The following is a 22117-nucleotide window of genomic DNA, read 5'->3' as shown; positions in this document are numbered from 1 at the left end:
AAGGGCAGACGATGACACAAAGAAATAACTTGGACAGATTTCCGCGAGCCCAGCTCATGTCTGGTGCAACACCTTTGGAACGGTTGGACAGATTGTCTTTGGAATTGGGGATAGACCTTTGGCTTAAACGCGATGATCTGACTGGTCTGGGGTTCGGTGGAAACAAAACGCGGCAGCTTGAGTTCTATTTTGGGGACGCACTTCAACAAGGTGCCGATACCATTTTGATTACCGGTGCAGTTCAGTCCAACTTCGTTCGGTCCGCGGCAGCCGCTGCCGCCAAATTAGGAATGCAGTCCGTGCTGCAACTGGAAGAGCGTGTGCCGGATATGGGCGAGGAATATTACAGTTCCGGGAATGTGTTGTTGGCTCAGATTCTAGGCGCTGATCATATGAGCTATCCTGAGGGTGAGGACGAAGCAGGCGCGGATGCTGCGTTGCACGCGCGCGCCGACGAACTGAAAGCTCAAGGGCGCAAACCATATGTCATACACTTGGGATTGAACCATCCACCCTTAGGTGCCTTGGGCTATGTCATCGCCGGACAGGAATTGTCCCAACAGATGCAAGATATCGATGCCGTCGTTGTCCCGTCTGGTAGCGGAGCCACACATGGAGGCTTGTTGACAGGAATAGCCTTGGAAGAAAACGGTGCCTCCGTTTTTGGGGTCTGCGTGCGCCGGGATCGCGAAAAACAACAGGCCCGAATGAATACCGTTCTGCAGAAACTGGCGGATTTGCTGGATATCAACGCAGCACCCCTGCAGGACCGGATAAACGTTCTGGATGAGGCGCTGCCCCCGGGGTATGGCAAACTAAGTGGAATGACCCACGCGGCTCTAAAAAAGATGGCGCGCACAGAAGGAATATTCCTCGACCCAGTCTATTCCGCAAAAACCTTTGCGGGGTTGTTGCATCTGGTGACCGTAGGTGAAATCCAACCCGGGCAGAAAGTCGTCATGTTACACACTGGCGGGTTGCCTGCGCTCTTTGGGTACCAAAACGAGCTGACAAACGACCAACCATAAAACCAGCCAACACTGTCCCGAAAGCCCTGCAAGACGCAACAAATCTTAACTGCCAATCGCCTTCTGGCATCACACAACATCACTCAAGCTTCCCAAAATTGGAAGGGTACAAAACATGACTATCACTCGGATCGAAACCGGCCAGCGCATGAGCCGGATCGTCAAACACAACGGCGTAGCTTATCTTTGCGGCCAGACCTCGGACGCAGCTACAGTATCCGAGCAAACGCGCGATATCCTGGCCAAGGTTGAAGACCTGCTGACCAAAGCCGGCAGTGACAAAACCCGTATTCTTAAATGTGAAATCTGGCTGGCCGACATGGCTGACTTTGCCGAGATGAATGCTGTTTGGGATGCTTGGGTACCCGAAGGCCATGCTCCAGCCCGGGCATGCGGGGAGTCTAAGCTTGCACGCGACGTATTGAAGGTAGAAATGATTGTCACGGCGGCCTATGACTAAACCTCTATCAGGCAGAGCCAGTAAGATTGGTGAAGTGCTTTATGAGGTATGGCAGGCATAAGCCCTCGGGTTTGCTCCGTTGGTAGCAAAGTTTTATTGCCTGCCGACTAAATGCGGCCCCAACAGCGCTCAAGCCGAGTGAGAGGCTCTCTTCAGGGTATCCTGAGCTTAGCACTGAGTCCTCACGCAATTCAGCCTTTAGTGGCTGTTTTCGGTCATGAACGTATGGTGTTGAGTGCTTGCTTTGAAGGCCATGTATGGATGTCGGCATTGATGCAGCGAAGGCCAGCTCTCACCGCCCATAGCGCATTTAGGGGGCAGTTCTGTCGCTGACACGAGGCAATTATGTACAAAGTACGCTGGTACCGTTTCTCAGCCCCCTACCCTTCCCGGTCCAGTTTTAGCCAATAGCGTGTATACCGGAGTTCACCCGTTCGGGTCAGAGCACCCTTCTCCACCAGATCATGCAGATCGCGCGTCGCGGTAGCGCGCGACGTTCCGGTGATCGATATATAGTTCTCAGCGCTCAGCCCCCCGTTGAACCCGTCCGGCCCAGCTTTGAACAAACGGGCTATTACCTTGTTTTGACGGGCGTTGAACTGATTGCGATACCGGTCATAAAAATGCGTCTTGGAGATAAAGAAACCAACCCGGTCGAGTGTCACTTGCTGTGCTTTCAGGACGGTTTCGGCAAACCAGATGAGCCATGATGTGACGTCCAGCGTCTTTTGATGGTGTTCGAGTTGGTCGTAGTAAGCCTTCCGCTCTCGCTCAATCGTGAAAGCCAGCGCGATAAGGCTTGGCTGACCAATATTCTGTGCCAGAGACTTTTCAGCCAACGCCCTGCCCAACCGGCCATTGCCGTCTTCAAAAGGGTGAATGCTCTCAAAATATAGATGGCTCAACCCGGCGCGGATCAGTGCACGCAGTGGTTTGGGACCATCTGGTGCAGTGCGGTTGAACCAGTCTACGAACTGATCCATTTCAGTTGGAATATGATGTGAAGGTGGTGCTTCGAAATGCACCGTTGGGCGGTCTAATCGGCCTGATACGATTTGCATCGCATCCTCGTGGCTCCGGTAGGCTCCAATCGTCTCCAAGTGCTTGTCATACGAAAGCAACATGTCATGCCACCGAAACAGGGTGCTGTGTGACAGTGGTTCCGAATAGTTGGAGTAAACATCCACCATCATCTCAGAAACCCCCTGCTCGCGAGGCTTGGATGGATAGCTGTCAGGGGTCAGTCCAAGATGCCGACGTAAGGATGACTGCACGCTAAGCCGATCCAGCATCTCACCTTCGATCGCGCTGGTTTTCATCGCTTCTTCGCTCAGAAGGTCGATACGCAATTGGTCTCGATCCGACGCGTTCACATGATGTACCGCACCTATAACTTCTCCTGACGACAACAGGAACTGTTGTTCGTAAGGTTCAAGTCTTGCGGCGTCGTAACAAAATGTCGGCCAGTTTGGGTTCTGCCAGTTCCACATCTTGAGGTATAATAATCCACTCTATAACTCACTATTTATGTAATTATGATCCATAGAGGTCAATCTTATAACTCATCTTCCCCATTACTGTTCGATTCAACCGTCAGCTAGAATGGGCAACCTGCGAAGGCACTGCTCCTCTATGTTGAATAGAATCTGATGAGCATTGGAGGTCCGAGACAGCATTGCCTTTAGAAATGCTCTCTCTTTTCGAACCTGGCCAGAAGAGAAAGCTAATAAGCCCTAGGAGATTTAGTTTTCTCAGCAGGTTGAAAGGTCTAACGCAGTACATCGACCCTATCGAAAGAGTGGTGACTGCATCATTGTTAACTTTCTGTAAGTCGGGATCCCTGACCTATAATGCGCATTATTCGATCACTTTGCGGATCACATGGAAACCACGTATAAGGTACCCATTTCCGGGATGACCTGCAGCTGACCGTTTGAAGGACCGACCGCAGGCCATTATTGGGTTTCGCAACGAAACTAGTTCAGCTTTCGGGCGATTTCATTCAATAGCTTTTGAGCTTCTTCGACGGAAATCGATCGCCCTCGAATACGAATACGCAACTCATCTGAGGTCACTTCGGCCCGCATGTCACCTCCGCCCGACAATGCCTGTGAGGGAATGCGCTGGACCTGTTGTGGGCGACCGCCCTTGGCTTTGTCCTTGGATACCTCAGGAGCCTCCTTCAGCGCCGCCTCCAACAGCATCCACTCGGACTTCGGGTCTGCAACCGTCGCACCGGCCAAAGCTTCACGCAGTTTGCTTTGGGCACCATCACGCAAGGCCGCTGCCAGTTTCAGACCGGCTTTCTCGGTCAATGAAATCGGATGCTGCAACAAATCCCCAAGCGCCTCATGTACCACTGCGAAACTGCGCACCTTGGATCGCTTTGCTTTTGAGGCCGCTGCAAAGAGAACATCAACAGCGGCCTCGGTTGTTGGGAAGACCCCCTGCCCTGCTGCCAGAACCGCGATGCGTCCCCGCTCATACGGGCTGAGGTTTGCACGCAGCTCGTTCTCTTCGACCATTGAGATATATGCGCCCTGCCCTGTCCCAGCTTCGCGAATAAAGGCCGGGATCTCGGCAAAGCGCGGATCAGTTTCGGCGAGACGCCGAAACGCATCAAGGCGCCGAAATCCCGAGATCAGGCCATAACCATCATCCACCTTGGTGACTTCGATTGGCGTGCGCAACCCGTGAACGCGTAGCGACTCCAGCAGCTCGGCCATCGCCTCTTCGTCTTCAACCATCCGGTCACGGCGAATAAAGTCGGCGTCGATTTGGTCCAGCGGCAGCATTTCTGCAACCAGACCAGCGTCCTGCGCATCGCGCCAGCGCGCGGCATCACCCTGATCCTGCGCCAATGCGACCCGATCTGTCACAGCAGCCATACCATTCAGCGATGCGGCTTCACCTGCCACCTTGGCAATTGGCGGCGTTGTTGACTTGGTTTCAAACGGGCTGATCGAGGGTTTCGTCGCGAAACCTGCCTCCATCTGTTCCAGTTCAGTCGTATCCGGGGCGATCAGTCTTCTGCGTTTAGCCATCTGCCTCTCCTCCCATCTGAGCATCGCGCCACCAACAACCGATCAGAACCTCTTTAAATTCCGCATAGGTCCGATCAAAGGTTTCTCGCCCGCGCACATAGGTGTCGCGGTTGAAATCGCGATAGTCTGCTTCGTAGATGCCGTTCACCTGCTCGCCAGCCTGCCCGACCAATGCCGTATAATCCTGCCGATAGGCATTCATGAAATCTCCGAAATACGCCTGAATTACGTTGGCCATGTCCGTCTGTTGGCTTGCATCGAACCGCGTGATTATCGCACGCACTACATCCCATTCGAACTTTAGTTCCGGTAAACCAGCCGCGCGTTGCGCTGCATTCTCTCCATCTTCGATACTGGCGAAGGTGGTATAGAGCATGTCAAAGAACCGTCCGGTCGAGTCGAACTCAAGAAACGATGCCCCAAGCGGCACCAGCAAAATGTCTGCCGCAGCCAGCGCATTGATCGTTAGGTACCCAAGAGCAGGAGGCGTATCGAGGAAAACGATGTCGTAATCATTCAGCACACCTTCATCGTGCAGGAAGTTCGTCAAGCCATCCCACAGCGGCCAGCTACGCAATCCCATGCGCCAGACCGGGATCTGAAATTCAGCCCAGTAAAGGTTCAGCTGAGCGCCAATCAGATCAATATTAGGCCAGTGGGTTTTCTGGATGACATCGCCGGGCAGTGTGGTCAGTGCCTCCTGCAATGTCTCATCCAACGGAATCTCGGGCTGACCAGCGGCGGTCCGAACGCGGTTTTCCTCTTGCACAGCACGCGCATAATCCTTGGCGATCAAGGGGAAGACCGTCTGCCATTCATCTGCGACCCGTCCCCCAAGTATGGATGTCATAGAACCCTGGCTGTCGAGATCGATCACCAGAACCTTGTAGCCATCCAGCGCAGCGGACATAGCCAGATGTGCAGCTGTTGAGGTTTTGCCTACGCCGCCCTTAAAATTGGCGACAGCTACAACCTTGGCTGGCAAACCTTCAGGCCGATAAGGAAGATACTCTTTGGTGCTGACACCTTCAGCTGCAAAGTGGCGCCTGAGTGTCAGGACCTCTTCCAGCGTAAACCATTTGGAACCCGCTTCCCCTTCGCCTTGTGGCAAATCGGGATTTGCTTTCAGAACGCGGCGCAGATGTGCTGGCGCGACGGGGATAAGGTACTTGGTGATTTCCCAGATTGAGAAACGGCGAAGGCGCTTTTCGCCGTCAGGGGCATAGCCGCGCCGGGCAAGATCTTCGCGCCCTTTGGCGCAGAAAGCCGCGGCTTTAGCGAATCGAGAAGTCCCGATAGGATCAGGTAACTTCGTCGCTGAAATCTCGGGATCGAGATTCAAATAGGGCGGCAGGGGAGGTTGGGTGCTTTTGTTCACTGTCGATGCCTCAGATAATGTTCGCCTTACCGGCGTATATCGGGCAATGTAGCGAACATTTCGCTTCGAAGCTATCCTAGAATGCAGAGTTTTCCACAGAAGAAGCGCCCTTAGCCAGGTTTCGCCACGAAACCATTCAAAAAGATAAGAACACAAGCGAACAAATCGTTTATTATCTTTAGATAGTTTAGAATATTTGGCATACTATTAGTTAATTAAAACAATTGGTTATGCCAAATTCGGTACCAAGATACGGTCTTAAGGGTACCTGAATACAGGATCAATGGTACCCGGATACAGGTGCTAGAGTGCCAGAATCCAGTAGCAAGGGTGCCGATTCGCAGGACATTGGAAATATTACCGTTTCAGGGTCTATTGTTGCGGCATCTGATCCACTAGTCGAAGCTGATTTGAGTGCTCGAACTCTTATTCAGGTCCCAGCCTGGGGATAACTCTGCCTCGCTGACTCTTAGGTACCTGTTTGCGGGATTTGCTTCATCCTGTATTTGGGCACCCAAACAAGATTGATCCATGGGTACCTTTTGTGCCACAAATACCAAAACGAGCAGTCAGGCAGAATCATGCCAGATACACAATTGGACATGGACCACCTTTCCGGCGCATTGCGACGGGAAACGGTGAAGAAGAACGTTGCCGCGATTCACATCAGCGGCAAGCTTTCGTTGTTGCAGCGAAAGCTATCGAATGTGTTGCTACTCAATGCCTATGATGCGCTGACCTCTGCGACTACGCATACGATCGATGCTCGTACTCTGGCAATGATGGTCGGCTACAACTCGAATGATTTCGATACGCTCCGCGCGAGCTTGCGAGCCCTGGCAGAAACCGTGGCAGAGTGGGATATGCTCGACGAACAGGGCAAACAGGAATGGGGAGTGTCATCGCTCCTTAGCTTTGCCAAGCTTAAGAATGGCGTGTGTGAATATGCGTATTCTCCGGCCTTGGCGCAAAAGCTGTATGACCCAAAGATCTACGCACTCATCAATGTGCACATTCAGCGTAACTTCAGCTCCGGGCACGGGCTGGCCCTTTATGAAAACTGCTACCGGTTTGTCCGCACAGGCTCGACCGGATGGTGGGCGCTTGATGTGTTCCGCAAGTTGATGGGGGTGGATGGCAGTGACTACTACGCCAGCTTCAAACACCTCAATGCCAAGATCATCAAGACAGCAGTAGCCGAGGTGAACAAAAGTTCGGACATTCTGATCGAGCCTGAGTTCCGCAAGAAGGGCCGCAGTGTCACGGACATTCGGTTTAGGATCAAAGGCAATCCGCAAAAAGCGATGTTCGAGATTGATGACAGCGATGGCGTACGCAATCTGGATGTCTACAAGACGCTGCGCAAACAGGGTGTTTCGGATCGTCTGGCACGTCAGTGGATAGCTGAGCATGGGGAAGACTATGTGCAGCAAAAGCTCGACTATGTGACGGGGCAGGGGGACGTGAAATCGACGGTCGGGTATCTGTCGGCTGCTTTGCGTGACGACTATCAGGCGCCCGGAAAAGAAACACCACCAGAACCCAGCGCCGAAGCAATTGCCGCCGCGCGCCAGCGCGCTGAAGAAAAGGCGAAAGAAGATCAGGCCTTTGATGCACGGGCGGCTGAAAGAACAGAACGGGCGCGTAAACTTTCGATCGTCGAGGAACTGGTTTCGCGGCGAAACCCCACACAAAGGGACGCCGACAAGCGGCTGTTCATGGCGGGACTAAATGATGAGCTGGACCGTGAACATTTTCGGGCGCATGGTTGGCGATCCGGATTGAACGCATCGGCGATATTTGATTTTTGGGAAGAACTGGAACCGGACGCATTCCAGTAAAAGAAACCCTCTGGCGCAGGAAAGGCAGAGGGTTTCGTTGTCACCAGCCTTTATTGCTTTTTGAATGCGTCGCGCAGCGCGTCACCAAGCGCGCTGTGCTGCGCATTATGTCCAGATTTTGCGTGTTGTGATGATCGTGGTTTTGAGTGCGCATGTTGCTTCTTAGGCCCGCGAGAGGCCTGATCCTCGCGTGCAGATGCACCACCGTCCTTGCGCATGGTCAGCCCAATGCGTTTGCGAGGCACGTCCACTTCGACAACGCTGACTTTGACAACCTGCCCAGTTTTGACCACTTCATGCGGATCTTTGACGAACCGGTCCGCCAATTGGCTGACGTGAACCAGACCGTCCTGATGAACGCCAATATCCACAAAGGCGCCAAAGGCGGCGACATTTGTGACTGTCCCTTCCAGCACCATTCCGGGCTTTAGATCCGTGATCTCTTCGACGCCGTCCGTGAAAGAGGCGGTCACAAAACTGGGGCGAGGGTCGCGACCTGGTTTCTCGAGCTCGGCAAAGATGTCCCGCACGGTTGGCAGCCCGAATGTGTCATTTACAAATTGCTCGGCGCGAAGCCCTTTCAGTGCACCGTCGTTCCCCATGATCTGGCGGATATCGCGTCCACAGGCAGCGACAACTCGTCGTGCAACGTCATAGGCTTCAGGATGAACCGAAGAGGCGTCCAGCGGTTCGGCCCCGTCGCGAATGCGCAGGAAGCCCGCACATTGTTCAAAGGCGCGTGGTCCAAGTCGGGCCACGTTCAGCAAATCCTTGCGTGATCCGAATGCGCCATTCAGATCGCGATGCGTGACAATTGCTTCGGCAAGACCCGGGCCAAGACCCGAGACATGAGAGAGCAGGGGAGCTGAAGCCGTGTTCAGATCGACCCCGACAGCGTTCACCACATCTTCGATCACTGACTCGAGCGATTGTGACAGGCGATGTTGGTCCACGTCGTGCTGGTACTGACCGACACCGATCGACTTGGGCTCGATCTTCACCAGTTCTGCCAGAGGATCCTGCAGGCGCCGGGCGATGGACACAGCACCACGCAGGGACACGTCCAGATCCGGGAATTCACGCGCCGCCAGTTCTGAGGCTGAATAGACCGAGGCACCGGCCTCGGACACGACAACTTTGGTTGGCGCTTTCACCGTTTTAGGTAACAGGCTGAGGGTGTCTGCCACCAGCCGCTCTGTCTCGCGGCTGGCAGAGCCATTGCCGATGGCAATCAGCTCGATCTTATGAGCGCTGATCAGGTTCAGAATAGCAGCCTGCGCCCCGCGCAGATCGTTCTTGGGCTGAAATGGATACAATGTATCCGTCGCGACCACTTTGCCGGTTGCATCGACCACTGCTGCTTTCACTCCGGTCCTAATACCGGGGTCCAGGCCCAACGTGGCGCGTGCCCCGGCAGGGGCGGCGAACAGTAAGTCTTTGAGATTACGAGAGAAAACCTGAATTGCCTCATCTTGCGCGCGCGAGCGCAGATCAGCCATCAGCTCGACCATCATCGACAGCGACAGTTTCACCCGCCAGGTCCAGCCTGCCACTTTGCGCAGCCATAGATCACCCGGCTGATCGCTGCGCGTCTGCAGATGAGAGGCAACAATGGCTTCAGCCCTTGCCGCGCCTGCCTCGGGTTCCGGCGCGATATCCAGCGTCACAATCCCTTCTTTCGACGCGCGCAGCATTGCCAGTGCGCGGTGAGAGGGAACCTTTGCCCATAGCTCGGAATGTTCAAAGTAATCGCTGAATTTGGCGCCTTCTTTGTCTTTGCCCTCGATCAGTTTAGAGGTCAGCAGGGCTTCGCTTTGCATGAAGCTCCGCAATTCGCCCAGCAATGTCGCGTTTTCTGTCAGACGCTCGGTGATGATATCCCGGGCACCGTTCAGAGCGTCCCTTGTGGTTGGTACCGCTTCGGTCACGTAGGCTTCGGCCATCGTTTCGGGGTTTGCCGACCGGTCATTCAGGATTGCATCTGCCAGCGGCTCCAACCCGTTTTCGCGCGCGATCATGGCCTTGGTGCGGCGTTTGGGTTTGTAGGGCAGATAGATGTCTTCCAACTGCGCTTTGGTATCAGCCTGCGCAATGGATTTGACCAGATCATCGGTCAGCTTTCCCTGATCCTTGATCGAGTTCAGGATCGTTTCACGCCGGGCCTCAAGCTCTCGCAGATAGGTCAGGCGGTCAGCCAGCGTTCGTAGCTGGCTGTCATCCAGCCCGCCCGTTACCTCTTTACGGTAACGCGCGACAAAAGGCACGGTCGCCCCTTCATCCAGCAGCCTGACTGCGGCACCCACCTGCTCGGGTCGCGCGTTGATTTCCGTGGCGATAGTGCGGGCGATACGATCCAAAGGGGCCTCCTGAAATTCGGTTGGGAGAACTTCTTAGCCAGCAGGGCAGGGGAGGGAAAGAGCATCTGCCCGGCTCAAGAGAAAATTCGCCTTCTGCACAGATTCTGCACGACCGGTACGCGGTGATCTGCACCTGTTCGGGCCAGACATGATCGCACAAAAAAGGAGCAGATCATGGGACAGTATGTTGTACGGGGCGTTCCGGCCTCGGTGTTGCAGGACAGTTGGTGGCTGGACGAACCGAAAAAATCCCCGGACCGGTCTGATGGGACCACAGGTCCGAACAAGAAACTTGCCGGCGGTGCGCTTGCGCTGTTGGTTGCATTGGCAGATGTGTTGTTTCTGGACTATGCGCCGGGGATTTCGCTGGCAGTGTTCGCGCTGGTTGTTGCGGGTTTAGTTTGGGTATTGCTGGGTCGGCGATCAGGTCTTTTTGGTCCGGCTTTGCTTCTGATCCTTAGCGTTTTGCCTGTTGTGGAATATGTGCAGGCCTTGTCCATCGCTTTTCTGATTGGCGGATCGACAGTGGCGCTGTGCTGGGCTGTTTTGGGCAGCAGGCATGATCTGGGCGCTGCCGTCCGCCGGTTTCTGGGGCTGTGGCCTATTCTGGCTATCTGGCAATTGATCGGCGCGCTTCGCAGTGGTCAGGCATTGCCCGACAAGGACAGAATTGGTCTGCAGTTTCTGCGGGCCTGGGCCTTTCCGATTGGGGGCGCTCTGGTTCTGGCGAGCCTGATGGTGTCGGCGAATCCCGTTCTGTCTGAATGGGTGGATGGTCTTTGGAGTTTTGATATCCGGTTTGAGCGGGTGCTGTTCTGGATTGGCACTGCGATAATGATCTGGCCTGTCCTGGCGGTTGCATCCCAGCCGGGAATACTGTCACCGAAGTCCGGACCCGCCAAACAGCGAAAACTGCCGGCGATTGGGCTGAACGCGCAATCCGTGGCGAATGCATTAATCCTCTTCAATCTGATGCTGGCGGTTCAGACCGTAATGGATGCCTTTTTCCTGTGGGGTAATGTCGAATTGCCCGACGGTATGAGCCATGCGGAATATGCCCATCGTGGGGCATACCCCCTGTTGGTAACTGCTTTGCTTGCTGGCGCATTTGCACTGGCCGCGCGGCCATATCTGACCGAGCGCAAAGGGTTGACCGGTTGGATGATGCTTTGGCTGGGGCAAAACGTATTGTTGGTGATTTCGTCGATCCTGCGCCTGTCGATCTATGTGCAGGAATACGGTCTGACCTATCTGCGCATCCATGCGGCGATCTGGATGGGACTTGTTGCGGCGGGGCTTTGCCTGACTGCATGGCAAATCCTCAAGGGACGGTCCAACAGATGGTTGCTGCTGCGATCCGCTGCCCTTGGACTTGCGGTCCTTTATGCGTGTTCGTTTGTGAATTTCGCCGCTGTAATCGCCCGTGAAAACTTACGCCACACCGAGCGATACGATGAGTACTATGTTTGCCAATTGGGTCGGATGGCCTCGGCCGAGATCGCGGCCTCTCCTCGCCCGACGGGTTGCACGATCTATCCCCCGCATATTGCCAACTGGCGGGAATGGGGGTTTCGCGCGGATCGGGTGAGCCGTAGTCTGAACGCTGAATTGAAACCGGAGACTGGCTATGAAAATCCTCGTCGTGGATGACGACCCGCGCCTGCGCGAGCTGGTTTCCATCACATTGGAGCGCGCCGGATACCAGGTCGTTACTGCGCGTGATGGGCAGATGGCCCTGACCCATGCCATGCGAGAGGCGCCTGATCTGGTTGTTCTGGATGTTGGCCTGCCCGAGCTGGATGGGTTGGAGGTCTGTCGCAGGCTGCGTGCGCGGTCGGACGTACCGATCCTGTTTCTGACCGCACGTGATGATGAGATTGATCGGGTGCTGGGACTTGAACTCGGCGCCGATGACTATGTCACCAAGCCCTTCAGTCCGCGTGAGCTGGTAGCGCGGATCAAAGCCATTTTAAAGCGCAGTACAGTCCGTGGTGCTGCAACGGTTCTGCGCTATGGACCACTTGAGTTAGACCCGACAGGGCATTCGGCAAAGGTAGAAGGTGAAGCCCTGACGCTGACCGCAACTGAATTGTCGATCCTGCGGCGCTTGATGCAAACGCCCGAGGCAATTGTTTCGCGGCCGCAACTGATCGATGCGATTTATGGTTCAGGCAGCCCTGTCTCGGACCGTACGCTCGACAGTCACCTGCGAAATTTGCGTCGCAAGCTGGGGGATCAGGGTTGGGCAAGCGCGATTGAAACCGTGCACGGCATCGGGTTGCGGATGGGTCAATGGCAAGGCTAAGGCGTAAATGGCGCCCATCTCTGGGTTTGGTTCTGGGCGGAGGATTGGCCGGAACATTGGCCTTGTCTTTACTTGGCCTGATTGCCCTGCGTTATCTTGGCCCCGAGATTGGGTTTCGCAACGCTGCAATTCTTCTTGCCGTAATGATTGGTCTGGCCACCGCATTTCTGGGATATTTGCTAGTACGTCTGTTGTTAAGGCCGATAACTGCACTGGCTGAGTATTCATCCGCTGTGCACAAGGGCGAACCTGCCTCGCCACCGGGTCATTACGGAACACAGGAGCTATCTCGCCTTGCGGGATCAGTTCTGGATATGGCGGCTACGCTACAGAGGCGCGAGGCGTCGATCCGCAACTTCGCCGACCATGTGACGCATGAACTGAAAACGCCGGTTACAGCCGTGCGCGCCGCGGCAGAATTGCTGCAGGACGCAGAAGGGTTGGATGATCAGGATCACGTTGTTCTAAATCAGATCATCGGTGCCAACGATCAGATGCAGACCCAGTTGCGCGCTTTGAATCAGGTCGCCGCGTCTCGTGTGCCCGAGCATCACGGCCAAACAACACTTGCAGAGCTGGAAGCCACCCTGCGCGATGAGTTTCCTGAAATTGAGTTAACCATTGATGGTGCTGAGGTGCCGCAGCCCCTGGCCATTTCGGGCATGAAAGTGGTGTTTGGGCAGCTATTGGACAATGCGCGTCGCCATGGGGCAGGGCGGGTCAGTCTAACCTCGACCCCGGGGCGGGTAATCGTGCAGGATGACGGCCCCGGCATTTCCGAAGGGAACCGGGACCGTATCTTTGCGCCATTCTTCACCACCGCGCGTGAGCAGGGTGGCACAGGAATGGGTCTGAACATTGCCTCAAATCTGCTGGCCGCACACGGTGCCCGGATCGATCTGGTTTCGACCGATCATGGCGCCCGGTTTGAGATCCGGTTTCCGGACGTCTGAAGCACGCCTATTGATCAATTCTGGATTAGCAAGTTCTGCCGGATCATCTGAACCTCAGCGTCACTGATACCCAGAACATCACGACGATAGGCCTCGAATGAACCGTGTTTGTCGGTGATGGTTTGCAGCGACGCCTGGATCTGCTCGGAATGGGCCCCAAATGCGGGTTGGAGCGATTGAGGGCCTTTGCCAACCAACTGTTCCAGTTCGTCGAAGGTATAGAGATTTGTGGTCAGGTAATCGCGCATCACATCCTGTTCGGAATAGCCCAGCGTCAGCAGAGTGACCGCCGCCAAATATCCGGTCCGGTCTTTGCCTCCGGCACAGTGAAAAAGCAGTGGGAAGTTCTGATCATCGGTCAGCAGATGCAGAAAACGTGAGACCTGGGGATCGAATTTGGTCGCAAAATCCCGGTAGCGATCGATCCGTACCTGCGGCAGGTCTACGTTATGATCATCCAGTAATTGATCGATTTCGTCGAACTTGCCATCGAACCACAAGGGACGGATCTGCGCTGCAACTTCGACCGGCATGATCTTGGCTATGTCAGCGGGATCAGAGCCGATTGGCAGATTGACATCAAAACTGACCGTATCAAGCCGCGTGTTCGGGTGGGTTTCCAGCTCTTCATGCGAACGCAGGTCGACTATGGTTTCAATACCAATGGCGGTCAGTTCTGAAACTGCGTCCTCGGACAACTCATCCAGTTGATCCGAACGAAATAGCAGATTTGGTTTGATCCCGTTGTCGGGTGTGGTCAGTTGCCGAAAATTCCCGAGCCCATCAACGGGGTGGGTCACAGGGATGGTCTCGCACTCGGCCGGCACATCAATATCCAGCGAAGTCTGACATGCTGGCGATTGTGCAGCAGCCATGTGCCCGAGGGTAAGCAGGCTCAGTGTTCCTGCACCCATGACCAGAAGAGGGGGCGTTCTCATTTGTGTTGTCCTCACAGCAATGCAGAATCTTTCCGCGCCCTTTAACCAGACCCATATGTGATATAGAAAGTTAAACTCTATCGTAATTTATGATGGAGTTTTTAATGTCTGATATCGACCAGCTTCGCGCGTTTGTTGCCGCCGCCGACTGTGGCTCATTCTCTGCCGCAGCACGTAATCTGGGCAAGGCTCAGTCCGTCATCAGCACGACGATATCAAATCTCGAAATTGACCTGAATCTGCCGCTCTTTGATCGAGAAGGCTATCGGCCGGTTTTGACTGAGCAGGGCATCTCGGTGCTGCGACATGCCAGAACAGTGCTGGAAAGCGTTGACGCCCTGCGTGGTCAGGCAGAAGCGCTGAACGGTGCGATGGAGCCTAGTTTTTCACTTTATGTCGAGGATGGGTTGCTGGTCGAACGGGTCAGAAGCTTAATTGCAGAACTGTCCGAGACCTTTCCCGGGATCGAGTTGAGCATCGAACAGCGACCAAGGGACATGATCCTGAATGCGGTCGAGAGTGGCGAGGCCAATGGCGCATTTGTAACTCAGGCACCGGAAGGGGAACGACATTATCAAAGCCGGGGAATCGGGTTTCAAAGAATTGTACCGGTGTGCCGTGCCGATCACCCTCTGGCAGCTAAGAAACGTGTCAGCCGAAGTGATTTGGCCTGTTACCGGCAGATCGTGGAAGGGCTGCCATCGTCAAGCAAACGACACTTCAGCCCGGATGTCTGCGTGTCCGTAAATCCGGATATTCGCAAGCAGTTGGTGAGCGATGGTCTCGGCTGGGCCGAGCTCCCGGTTACTACGGTCGAGCGTGATGTGCTGAATGGCGAACTGAAAGTGATCGACTATGCGTTTGCGCAGAATGCGATCCTGAAAACCGTTGATTTTCTGACCTCGAACCCGTGGGTGGATGGACCTGTCATGAGATGGGCAATTGAACAGATCAGCAGTTGGGATCAGCGCGCCTGGATAGGTGATCATCAGGTTGGCAGAAGATAGCCGTGACCCCCCGACTTAGCAGGCGGTCTGCAACAGAACACCCGCTGGTCGCCAATCATCCCATGTGACCGGTTCAACCGGTCAGCCACGCCTTCCTGATCTGAACAGGTAAATGAACACAAAGAGCGACCCGATCGATGTTGTCACGATACCCACGGGCAGTTCCTGTGGTGCCAGCAGAAGTCTGGACAGGATGTCCGAGAGGGTCAGCAGCACGGCTCCTACAAGCGCCGCCGTTATCAACAGGTTCTTGTGAAGTGGCCCGGCAATACCGCGTGCAATGTGCGGGACCATAAGGCCGACGAACCCGATCACGCCCGCCACAGATACAAACGCTGCCGTCGCCAGGGCTGCTGCAAAGAACAGTCTGTATCGCAGTCCTTTGACAGGTATGCCCAGAGTCGAAGCGGTGAAGTCTCCGGTCAGCAGCGCATCCAGCCATCGGCTGCGATAGAGTGCATAGGCTAGGATCAGGCCAAACCCTGCAAGGACAAGAGGGAAGGTTTCCCACCGCGCCAGTCCAAGCCCGCCCAGCATCCAGAAAATCACGGAATGGGCTGCTCGGTTGTCGCCGGCAAAGATCAGATAGTTGGTAATTGCCGAGAACAGGAATGAGACCGAAAGCCCGGCAAGGATCAGTTTTTCCGGTGCACTTGTGCGTAAGCTCTGCACCAAAGCCAGAACTACCCCGGATGCGATAAGACCACCGCAAAAGGCTGCAAGCGGCAAGGTCCAGATGCCCAGAACATCACCAGTGACGGTGATGACCAGAACTGCACCCGCGGCAGCGCCAGAGGAAAGGCCGAACAGAAACGGGTCGGCAAGATCGTTTCGAGTGGTGGTCTGAAGCACGACCCCGACCACACCAAGACCCGCGCCGATCACCGCAGCGAAAAGAGCACGTGGCAAACGCAGGTCGAACACGATCCGATGCAGCGGGGACATGTCGCCTTCGCTGATACCAGTGCCAAGCGAGATGGCGGTCAGGACGTCCGCAACAGGGATCGGCGTGGTGCCGTAGATTGTCGACACCAGCAAAAGGGCGACCAGAACGGTCGCCCCCAGCAGTGTTGTCCGGCCCAACGGGCCCATATCAGTTGATCTCGGCGTGCATTTCGCGCGCCATTTTCTCGATCGCTTCGATGTTTGCCGGTCCCGGTGTCAGCTCTTCGTAGCGCAGACCGATCCAGCGCTCGTTCTTGACTGCGTCAGTCTGGGACATCACCGGATGCTCTTGCAGGAATTTGAAGGTATCCGCGGCACCGTTGCCGGTCTGGTAGTCCAATAGAACCAGGAATTCAGGGTTCGTGGCGGCGACTGCCTCCCACGAGGTGCGGCCCCAGCTGGTGTCCAGATCATGGGTTACGTTTTCGCCACCAGCGGCGGTGATCATCGCGTCAGGGATCGCGAACTTGCCCGCGGTAAAAGGCGCATCAGCCGGGCCATCCAGAAGGAAGACGCGGGGTTTCGCCAGATCTGCGGTTTTGGCTTCGATGGCGGATAGTTGGCCTTTCCAGCCATCGACCAGTGCTTCGGCCTTGTCCTCAACATGCATGACTTTGCCCAGACGCAGAACGTCATCGAACAACAGGTCCATGCTGGCTTCGGGGAGGTCCTTGTTCAGGTGTACGCAGCTTTCGGTCAGGACCATGGTCTTGATACCGAACGGGGCCAGCGTGTCCGGAGTGACTTCGCCGCCGGGCTTCATGCCATAATACCACCCGGCAAAGAACAGATCGGGTTCTACCGCTACCAGATTTTCGACAGTGGGGTATTTCGGCGCCAGCTCGGGGATGTCACCGCGCAGCGTGTCGAATTCCGGGCTGGTCTTGTACCATCCGGTGATACCGGTCAGACCAACGATCTTGTCCTGCAGGCCAAGCGCAAAGGCCATGTCGGTCATGTTCATGTCGTGTACGACCAACCGTTCGGGCGTTGAGTCAAAAACAAGCGGTTCGCCGCAATTGTCTACGGTGACCTCATGTGCGGCCGCACTGGTGGCGAGGCCGATGATCAGCGCCACGGGCCAGAGTTTCACGTTCATGGAAAGCTCCTGTCAGTTTGTAAGCTTGGTTTTTCGGATGTCGAGTGCGGGGATCACCCGGTCTTCGTGTTGAAAACACAGGTATTCGACGCCAAAGGTTTCGCGCACGCGCTGTGGCGTCAGGATGTTGCTGACCGGTCCAAAACCCGTCAGTCGGGTGGATTTCATCAACGCAACATGGGTGGCGAATTCTGGTATCATGACCAGGTCGTGGACGATCATGACCACGGTGATACCAAGATCGGCGACCAGCGAGAGCATGCGCCCCTTGGCGTCGGGATCCAGATGGTTGGTGGGTTCGTCCAGAAACAGCAGCGACGGGTTTTGGGCCAAAGCGCGCGCAATATGCGCGCGCTGACGCTCGCCTCCGGACAGGGTCGACATCTGCTTGCCTGCCAGATGATGCAGCTCGGTCAGGTCAAATATCCTGTCCAATGCCTGTTTATGTTCATCTGCAGATCGGTCGCCTTTGATGGGAATCTGCCCCAAGGCAACGTAATCTCTCAGTCGTAACCGTCCATCGGGCAACTCTTGTTGGCTTACAACAGCGATGGTCCGGGCGCGATCCTGAGGCGATAGCGATCGCAGGCTTTGACCGCGTATCAGTACATCCCCGAGCGCGATGGTTTCGACACCACATAGCAAGTTCAGCAGGGTGGTTTTGCCTGCGCCGTTCGGGCCTGCGATGGCCAGTACTGATCCCTCGTCCAGATCAAAGGACACACCCTGCAGCAGCACATCACCGTTCAATGCATAATACTCGAGATTTTCGGCAACCAGAAATGTCATGCCTGACCTCCAGACAAGATGCGCGGCATGCGCGACAAGGTTTTGGTGTAAAGGGCAGAGGGTCTGTCCGTAGCATTGGTCCAGCCGTCAGCGCTGTCCTGATATTGCCAGGCAAACGCGGCCAGCGCTTCAATGTCCTGCGCTGAACTAATGCGACCGAACAGGTATTGCGCTTTGTCCGCTGCCTGAAAGCCAACAGTCGTAGGATGTGAACAGCCAGCCATGCAGGAAACCCCTCGGATTGCGAAGCAGGACGGAAGCTTGTCCGCAATCGCCGTTCGAAGCGCATCGGCACTGTCCGAGCCCTGACAGGTCTCGCAAATCAACAGGAAATGATCAGAGTTTTCTGGCATTGCGCGCTCCACTTACTGACAATCCGGATGATAAACAATGTAATAACATTACAGAAAATTCATTGCAGCTCGGATTTGCGATGCTGTGCCGCTGCTGGTTATGAAAATACAAAGCGAAGGGTTCAGTTGCTTCCGGCATGGTCCGCTCCACTTGTTGCCAAGTGCGGACAGAAGGTGCCGTTTATGTACACACGCAGATTATGCGCCATCAAAGCCTCCTTCCAGGACGCCCCGCCCCGGGTTGGTTAAACATCTGATGGCAGGTCTCCTGACTCGCGGGTCGATGCTTGGCCAACCTTCCCGGCCTTTGGGCCAGTGGTCTTTTGGCTTCGCTCTCCGCCTACAGTTGCGGGGGCAGTCACGGCATTGGTACGCAGAACGTACCGCACCGTATTCCCATTTTCATCCCTCGGGCAAACCGTCGGGAACCATCTCGTGTCAGCTAGTCTGGTGTCGATAGCGTTGTCAAGCGCCAGCTGAAGGCTTGGGCAACGCAGGGATAGGTTTTTACTTCACGACCCGAAGCATCGGCCGGCGGAAGGTGTCGCCGCGTCGATCGGTACCGTTCGGAAAGCGATTGGCAAGCGTCAGACCAGCCTGAATCAGATGGGCATCCGGATAGCCGCCTGTAACAAGGTTGACGGCATCGCGCGCTTCGGGCGTGTTGTCGCGCCGCATGTGATGCAGCATCTTCATCAGCGCAAGCTCATCGCATGTCAGTGACCCACGCTGTTCAAGGCAAAGCGGGTCGTTGAAGGCCAGCCCCGCCGGGCGGCAATACAATGTGACCTTGACGATTTTATAGACCAGATGCGCAATGCTCAGGCCCTGATCAACGCCCCAGCGTTCGATGGCCGTGGAATAGGCGTGTTGCCACGATTGTGTATCGGGATCGGCAAAGCTGAGGATGAAGTGCCGCATGACAGGCAACAGTCCCAGCTCAAAATCATCGAAGTCTGGTCTGCCCGCAGCTGGTCTGTCGCCGTTTGATCCATAGACTGAAAAGCTCATGCGCGCTTCCTTTCAGAATTTCGGGAATGCGCCGAGAGGCTGAGCACGTTTTCTGGCAGCTCATCTGCGGTCAGCTCTGTTTCCGGGCGGGGTGCGGTGGCATGTGCAGGGAACCTCAGGTTGGCTTCGATGGCCTCGCGGAGTTTCGGTTTCAATGCACATCCATGTCGGCTGGCAACAGCATCCATGGCCAGCAGGTCAGCAAGCGATTTTGTCATTATCTGGTTGTCTCTTGGTCAGCGTCGGGCAGGGCGGTGACCGGGCGTGAATCCAGAGAATCTGACTAGGTCGGGATTAAACTGACAAAAATAGTCGGGAAAAGCAATAAGGAAAAGACGGACCGGTTGCGACGGTCCGTCTTCCGGCGGGAAAACCCGCCTTCCAAGGCGAAAGCCAACCCTGCGAACCTGGGTCAGCTAACTGATGGGGTTATCAGCCGCCGTTGGAATTCGCGAGCGCAGGCTGGGCAAAGTCATTCGCTTCAGGGGTAAGATCCTGCGCGCCGGTGCCCGGCATCAGTTCGAAGCCAAGATCGAACTGATCAAGTGTCGAGGCCAGTTGTGCTACGATCTCGGTATCGCCTTCAGATTTGGCGGTTCCATCTGCCAGCATGTCGGTCAGCTTACGTTCGCCGGTCATGACCTTTTCCAGATCAGCGCGGTTCAGACTGATCGACAGGTCGGCGTTTTCCGCGGTCTGATCAACGATATGGGTCAGGGTGGCGTTGCTCATTTCAACCACAATGTTTTCATCGCGATCCGGAATCGACAGGTTGATGGTGAACTCCATGTCTGCCGCTTTTTCGCTGTTGACGCGGATGCCAAGGAAATCCAGCCACATGGTGGTTTGCATCGCCTTGATCGTATCCGGACCGGTAGTCTCGATGGTGGCGCCCTGCGGGATACCGTTGCGCAGTTCATAGGCCGCACCAAGGAATGAGTTTCGGACCGACGGGCTTTCCTTTTGGTATCCGATCTGCTCGAAGGCGTCCGCCAGCAAGTCCTTGGCGGCCTGGTTCTGCGGTTCGGCATAAACCAGTTTGTTGAGGATCTCGGTCGCTTCCAGATATTTCCCGGCATCGACCAGTTCTTGCCCTTTCGTCATGATCGGTTCGGCACCGCCCATCATCTCGACAAACAACGGAGCGCTGTCTTCAGGCGAAAGCGGTGTCAACGTGGTCGGATTAGCATCCCAATACCCCAGGTATCGGTTGATAACCGCACGGCTGTTATGCTCGACGGAACCGTGATAGCTGCGCGCCGCCCATTGCTGCTGCAGGCTTTCCGGTACCTCATAGACATTGTGCACCTCATTGATGGTGACACCCTTGTTGGCGAGGTTCAGAACGCCGTTGTTGAGGTTGGCATAGGTATCGCGCTGCGCCCGCATCACTTCCTGAATGCGGTCATTGCCGAACCGTGGCCAGGAGTGAGAAGCAAACATCACCTCTGCCTCCTGGCCGAACTCGTACAACGCATCGTTGATGTGCTTAGACCAGCTCAGCGCATCGCGGACCAGTGCACCGCGCAGGGTGTAGATATTGTGGATCGTGCCGGTGATGTTTTCCGCCGCCCAGAAGGCCTTGAGGTCGGGGAAATAGGTGTTCATCTCGGCAGGGGCTTCGGTGCCGGGAGTGTTCTGGAAGATCATGCGGACACCATCAATGGTGATCTCTTCATAGTCGTCCGAGACATAGCGGGTTGGCTCGATCAGGCCGGTGGTCCCGGCCGAGATGTTCTTGCCGATCGACTGATCCACGTGACCATAGGGGTTACGCGGCAGCAGCACGCCGTATTGGAAGAACAGGCGGCGGTTCATCACGTTGCCTGCATAGACGTTTTCGGACACCGCATGTTCCATGAAGCCAGCCGGCGCGATGACCTCGACACCGTTTGCAACGTCTTCGTCAGTGATGACACCACGAACGCCGCCATAGTGGTCGGCATGCGAGTGTGAATAGACTACGGCCTTAACGGGAAGTTCGCCGACCGTGTCGTTCAGCAGTTTCAGCGCTGCTGCAGCTGTTTCTTTCGAAGCCAGCGGATCAAAGATGATCCAGCCAGTGTCGCCCCGGATGAACGAAATGTTGGACAGGTCGAAACCGCGGACCTGATAGATTTTGTCATCCAGAATCTCGAACAGACCATAGTTCATGTTCAGGATTGCCTGACGCTGCAGCGACGGGTGGATCGAGTCGAATTCCTGACCTTCCTCAAGCAGGAAGTCATAGCTGCCGATGTCCCAGGCAACAGTGCCGTCTTCGGTTTTGATCTGGCGGTAGTCGGGGACGGCGATCAGGCCCTTGCTGCTTTCTTCAAAGTCGCGCTGATCTTCGAACGGCAGAGAGTCACGCATCAACTCCTGAAATTCGACGGTGAAGCGCGAGGGCGCTTTGCCCTTGGGGTCAAAATGTTCCTGCGCGGTCGCGACGCTGGCAGTGAAGCCCAGCAGCGCGGTTGTCAGTACCAAAAAGTTTCGGCGTGCCATATTTGGAACGGCTCCTGTGGATGGTGGTGTCAGAATACGTATGGGGCAGAAAAAGAATGGGCGTCGCCGCGCGTATATTCGGCATACGTAGCTGCGTCGGTGGCGATGATGGCCGACATTCA

19 protein-coding genes and 1 riboswitch are annotated in these 22117 nt (G+C 55.5%); of the genes, 7 read left to right on the top strand and 12 right to left on the bottom strand.

The genetic code is table 11. The annotated features are described in order from the left end of the window. The first annotated feature begins 56 nt into the window (after window positions 1-56). Both GOX61_RS10600 and GOX61_RS10595 read left to right on the top strand, forming a co-directional pair. Complete coding sequence (locus tag GOX61_RS10600) at window positions 57-1028, top strand: D-cysteine desulfhydrase family protein (RefSeq protein WP_254436826.1); 972 nt, start codon at window positions 57-59, stop codon at window positions 1026-1028. 115 nt (window positions 1029-1143) lie between these two features. Then, entirely contained in the window at window positions 1144-1488 is a 345-nt protein-coding gene (locus GOX61_RS10595; RefSeq protein WP_170333533.1) for a RidA family protein, read from the top strand. Window positions 1489-1868: 380 nt separating this feature from the next. Here GOX61_RS10595 and GOX61_RS10590 read toward each other — a convergent pair whose 3' ends face one another. The 3 genes from GOX61_RS10590 to GOX61_RS10580 form a co-directional block, all read right to left on the bottom strand. After that, a complete protein-coding gene (locus GOX61_RS10590; RefSeq protein ID WP_170333531.1) occupies window positions 1869-2978 on the bottom strand; it encodes a Fic family protein in 1110 nt (369 codons plus the stop codon). A 486-nt stretch (window positions 2979-3464) separates the two neighbouring features. Further along, complete coding sequence (locus GOX61_RS10585; RefSeq protein WP_170333529.1) at window positions 3465-4532, bottom strand: ParB/RepB/Spo0J family partition protein; 1068 nt, start codon at window positions 4530-4532, stop codon at window positions 3465-3467. Next, complete coding sequence (locus tag GOX61_RS10580) at window positions 4525-5910, bottom strand: AAA family ATPase (RefSeq protein WP_170333528.1); 1386 nt, start codon at window positions 5908-5910, stop codon at window positions 4525-4527. The genes GOX61_RS10585 and GOX61_RS10580 overlap by 8 nt, the downstream gene beginning before the upstream one ends. Before the next feature lie 581 nt (window positions 5911-6491). On the opposite strand from GOX61_RS10580, the gene GOX61_RS10575 reads away from it, so the two are divergent. Continuing rightward, on the top strand, window positions 6492-7751 hold the full coding sequence (locus GOX61_RS10575; protein WP_170333526.1) for a replication initiation protein: 1260 nt from the start codon (window positions 6492-6494) through the stop codon (window positions 7749-7751). A 50-nt stretch (window positions 7752-7801) separates the two neighbouring features. On the opposite strand, the gene GOX61_RS10570 is transcribed toward GOX61_RS10575, so the two are convergent. After that, a complete protein-coding gene (locus GOX61_RS10570) occupies window positions 7802-10108 on the bottom strand; it encodes a Tex family protein (protein WP_170333524.1) in 2307 nt (768 codons plus the stop codon). Window positions 10109-10282: 174 nt separating this feature from the next. Between GOX61_RS10570 and GOX61_RS10565 the strand changes: the two genes are divergently transcribed. Genes GOX61_RS10565 through GOX61_RS10555 form a run of 3 tightly spaced genes read left to right on the top strand, consistent with a single transcriptional unit; the run spans window position 10283 to window position 13366 of the window. Continuing rightward, the gene (locus tag GOX61_RS10565; protein WP_170333522.1) at window positions 10283-11758 is read left to right on the top strand and encodes a DUF4153 domain-containing protein; all 1476 of its coding nucleotides are present in this window, start codon (window positions 10283-10285) and stop codon (window positions 11756-11758) included. Next, the gene (locus GOX61_RS10560) at window positions 11736-12413 is read left to right on the top strand and encodes a response regulator transcription factor (RefSeq protein WP_155148504.1); all 678 of its coding nucleotides are present in this window, start codon (window positions 11736-11738) and stop codon (window positions 12411-12413) included. The genes GOX61_RS10565 and GOX61_RS10560 overlap by 23 nt, the downstream gene beginning before the upstream one ends. Continuing rightward, entirely contained in the window at window positions 12401-13366 is a 966-nt protein-coding gene (locus tag GOX61_RS10555) for a sensor histidine kinase (RefSeq protein ID WP_170333520.1), read from the top strand. Before GOX61_RS10560 ends, GOX61_RS10555 begins: the two co-directional genes overlap by 13 nt. Window positions 13367-13380: 14 nt before the next feature. Here the strand turns inward: GOX61_RS10555 and GOX61_RS10550 are convergent, their stop codons facing one another. After that, window positions 13381-14304: a tyrosine-protein phosphatase gene (locus GOX61_RS10550; protein ID WP_170333518.1), complete on the bottom strand. Its 924-nt coding sequence runs from the start codon at window positions 14302-14304 to the stop codon at window positions 13381-13383. A gap of 104 nt (window positions 14305-14408) precedes the next feature. On the opposite strand from GOX61_RS10550, the gene GOX61_RS10545 reads away from it, so the two are divergent. Continuing rightward, window positions 14409-15311, top strand: a complete 903-nt coding sequence (locus tag GOX61_RS10545; protein ID WP_170333516.1) for a LysR family transcriptional regulator — start codon at window positions 14409-14411, stop codon at window positions 15309-15311. Between the two features lie 81 nt (window positions 15312-15392). On the opposite strand, the gene GOX61_RS10540 is transcribed toward GOX61_RS10545, so the two are convergent. The 7 genes from GOX61_RS10540 to GOX61_RS10510 all read right to left on the bottom strand — a co-directional run bounded on the left by GOX61_RS10540 (window position 15393) and on the right by GOX61_RS10510 (window position 21995). Next, complete coding sequence (locus GOX61_RS10540) at window positions 15393-16403, bottom strand: FecCD family ABC transporter permease (RefSeq protein ID WP_170333514.1); 1011 nt, start codon at window positions 16401-16403, stop codon at window positions 15393-15395. A gap of 1 nt (window position 16404) precedes the next feature. After that, a complete protein-coding gene (locus GOX61_RS10535; RefSeq protein ID WP_170333512.1) occupies window positions 16405-17355 on the bottom strand; it encodes an ABC transporter substrate-binding protein in 951 nt (316 codons plus the stop codon). A 12-nt stretch (window positions 17356-17367) separates the two neighbouring features. Beyond that, a complete protein-coding gene (locus GOX61_RS10530) occupies window positions 17368-18144 on the bottom strand; it encodes an ABC transporter ATP-binding protein (RefSeq protein ID WP_170333510.1) in 777 nt (258 codons plus the stop codon). After that, complete coding sequence (locus GOX61_RS10525) at window positions 18141-18497, bottom strand: DUF1636 family protein (protein ID WP_170333508.1); 357 nt, start codon at window positions 18495-18497, stop codon at window positions 18141-18143. The genes GOX61_RS10530 and GOX61_RS10525 overlap by 4 nt, the downstream gene beginning before the upstream one ends. Before the next feature lie 241 nt (window positions 18498-18738). Next, window positions 18739-18945: riboswitch (cobalamin riboswitch) on the bottom strand. Between the two features lie 59 nt (window positions 18946-19004). Continuing rightward, window positions 19005-19508 (bottom strand): hypothetical protein, encoded by a 504-nt coding sequence (locus GOX61_RS10520; protein ID WP_174825260.1) that lies wholly within the window; start codon window positions 19506-19508, stop codon window positions 19005-19007. Beyond that, complete coding sequence (locus GOX61_RS10515; protein WP_170333506.1) at window positions 19505-19726, bottom strand: hypothetical protein; 222 nt, start codon at window positions 19724-19726, stop codon at window positions 19505-19507. Before GOX61_RS10515 ends, GOX61_RS10520 begins: the two co-directional genes overlap by 4 nt. A gap of 214 nt (window positions 19727-19940) precedes the next feature. Further along, a complete protein-coding gene (locus tag GOX61_RS10510; protein ID WP_170333504.1) occupies window positions 19941-21995 on the bottom strand; it encodes an alkyl/aryl-sulfatase in 2055 nt (684 codons plus the stop codon). Window positions 21996-22117 lie beyond the last annotated feature (122 nt).

This window comes from Ruegeria arenilitoris (genome assembly GCF_013030265.1).
GTDB lineage: Bacteria > Pseudomonadota > Alphaproteobacteria > Rhodobacterales > Rhodobacteraceae > Ruegeria > Ruegeria arenilitoris_E.
Note: the sequence above shows the minus strand (reverse complement) of the source record. Positions and strands in the feature narration are given on the sequence as shown.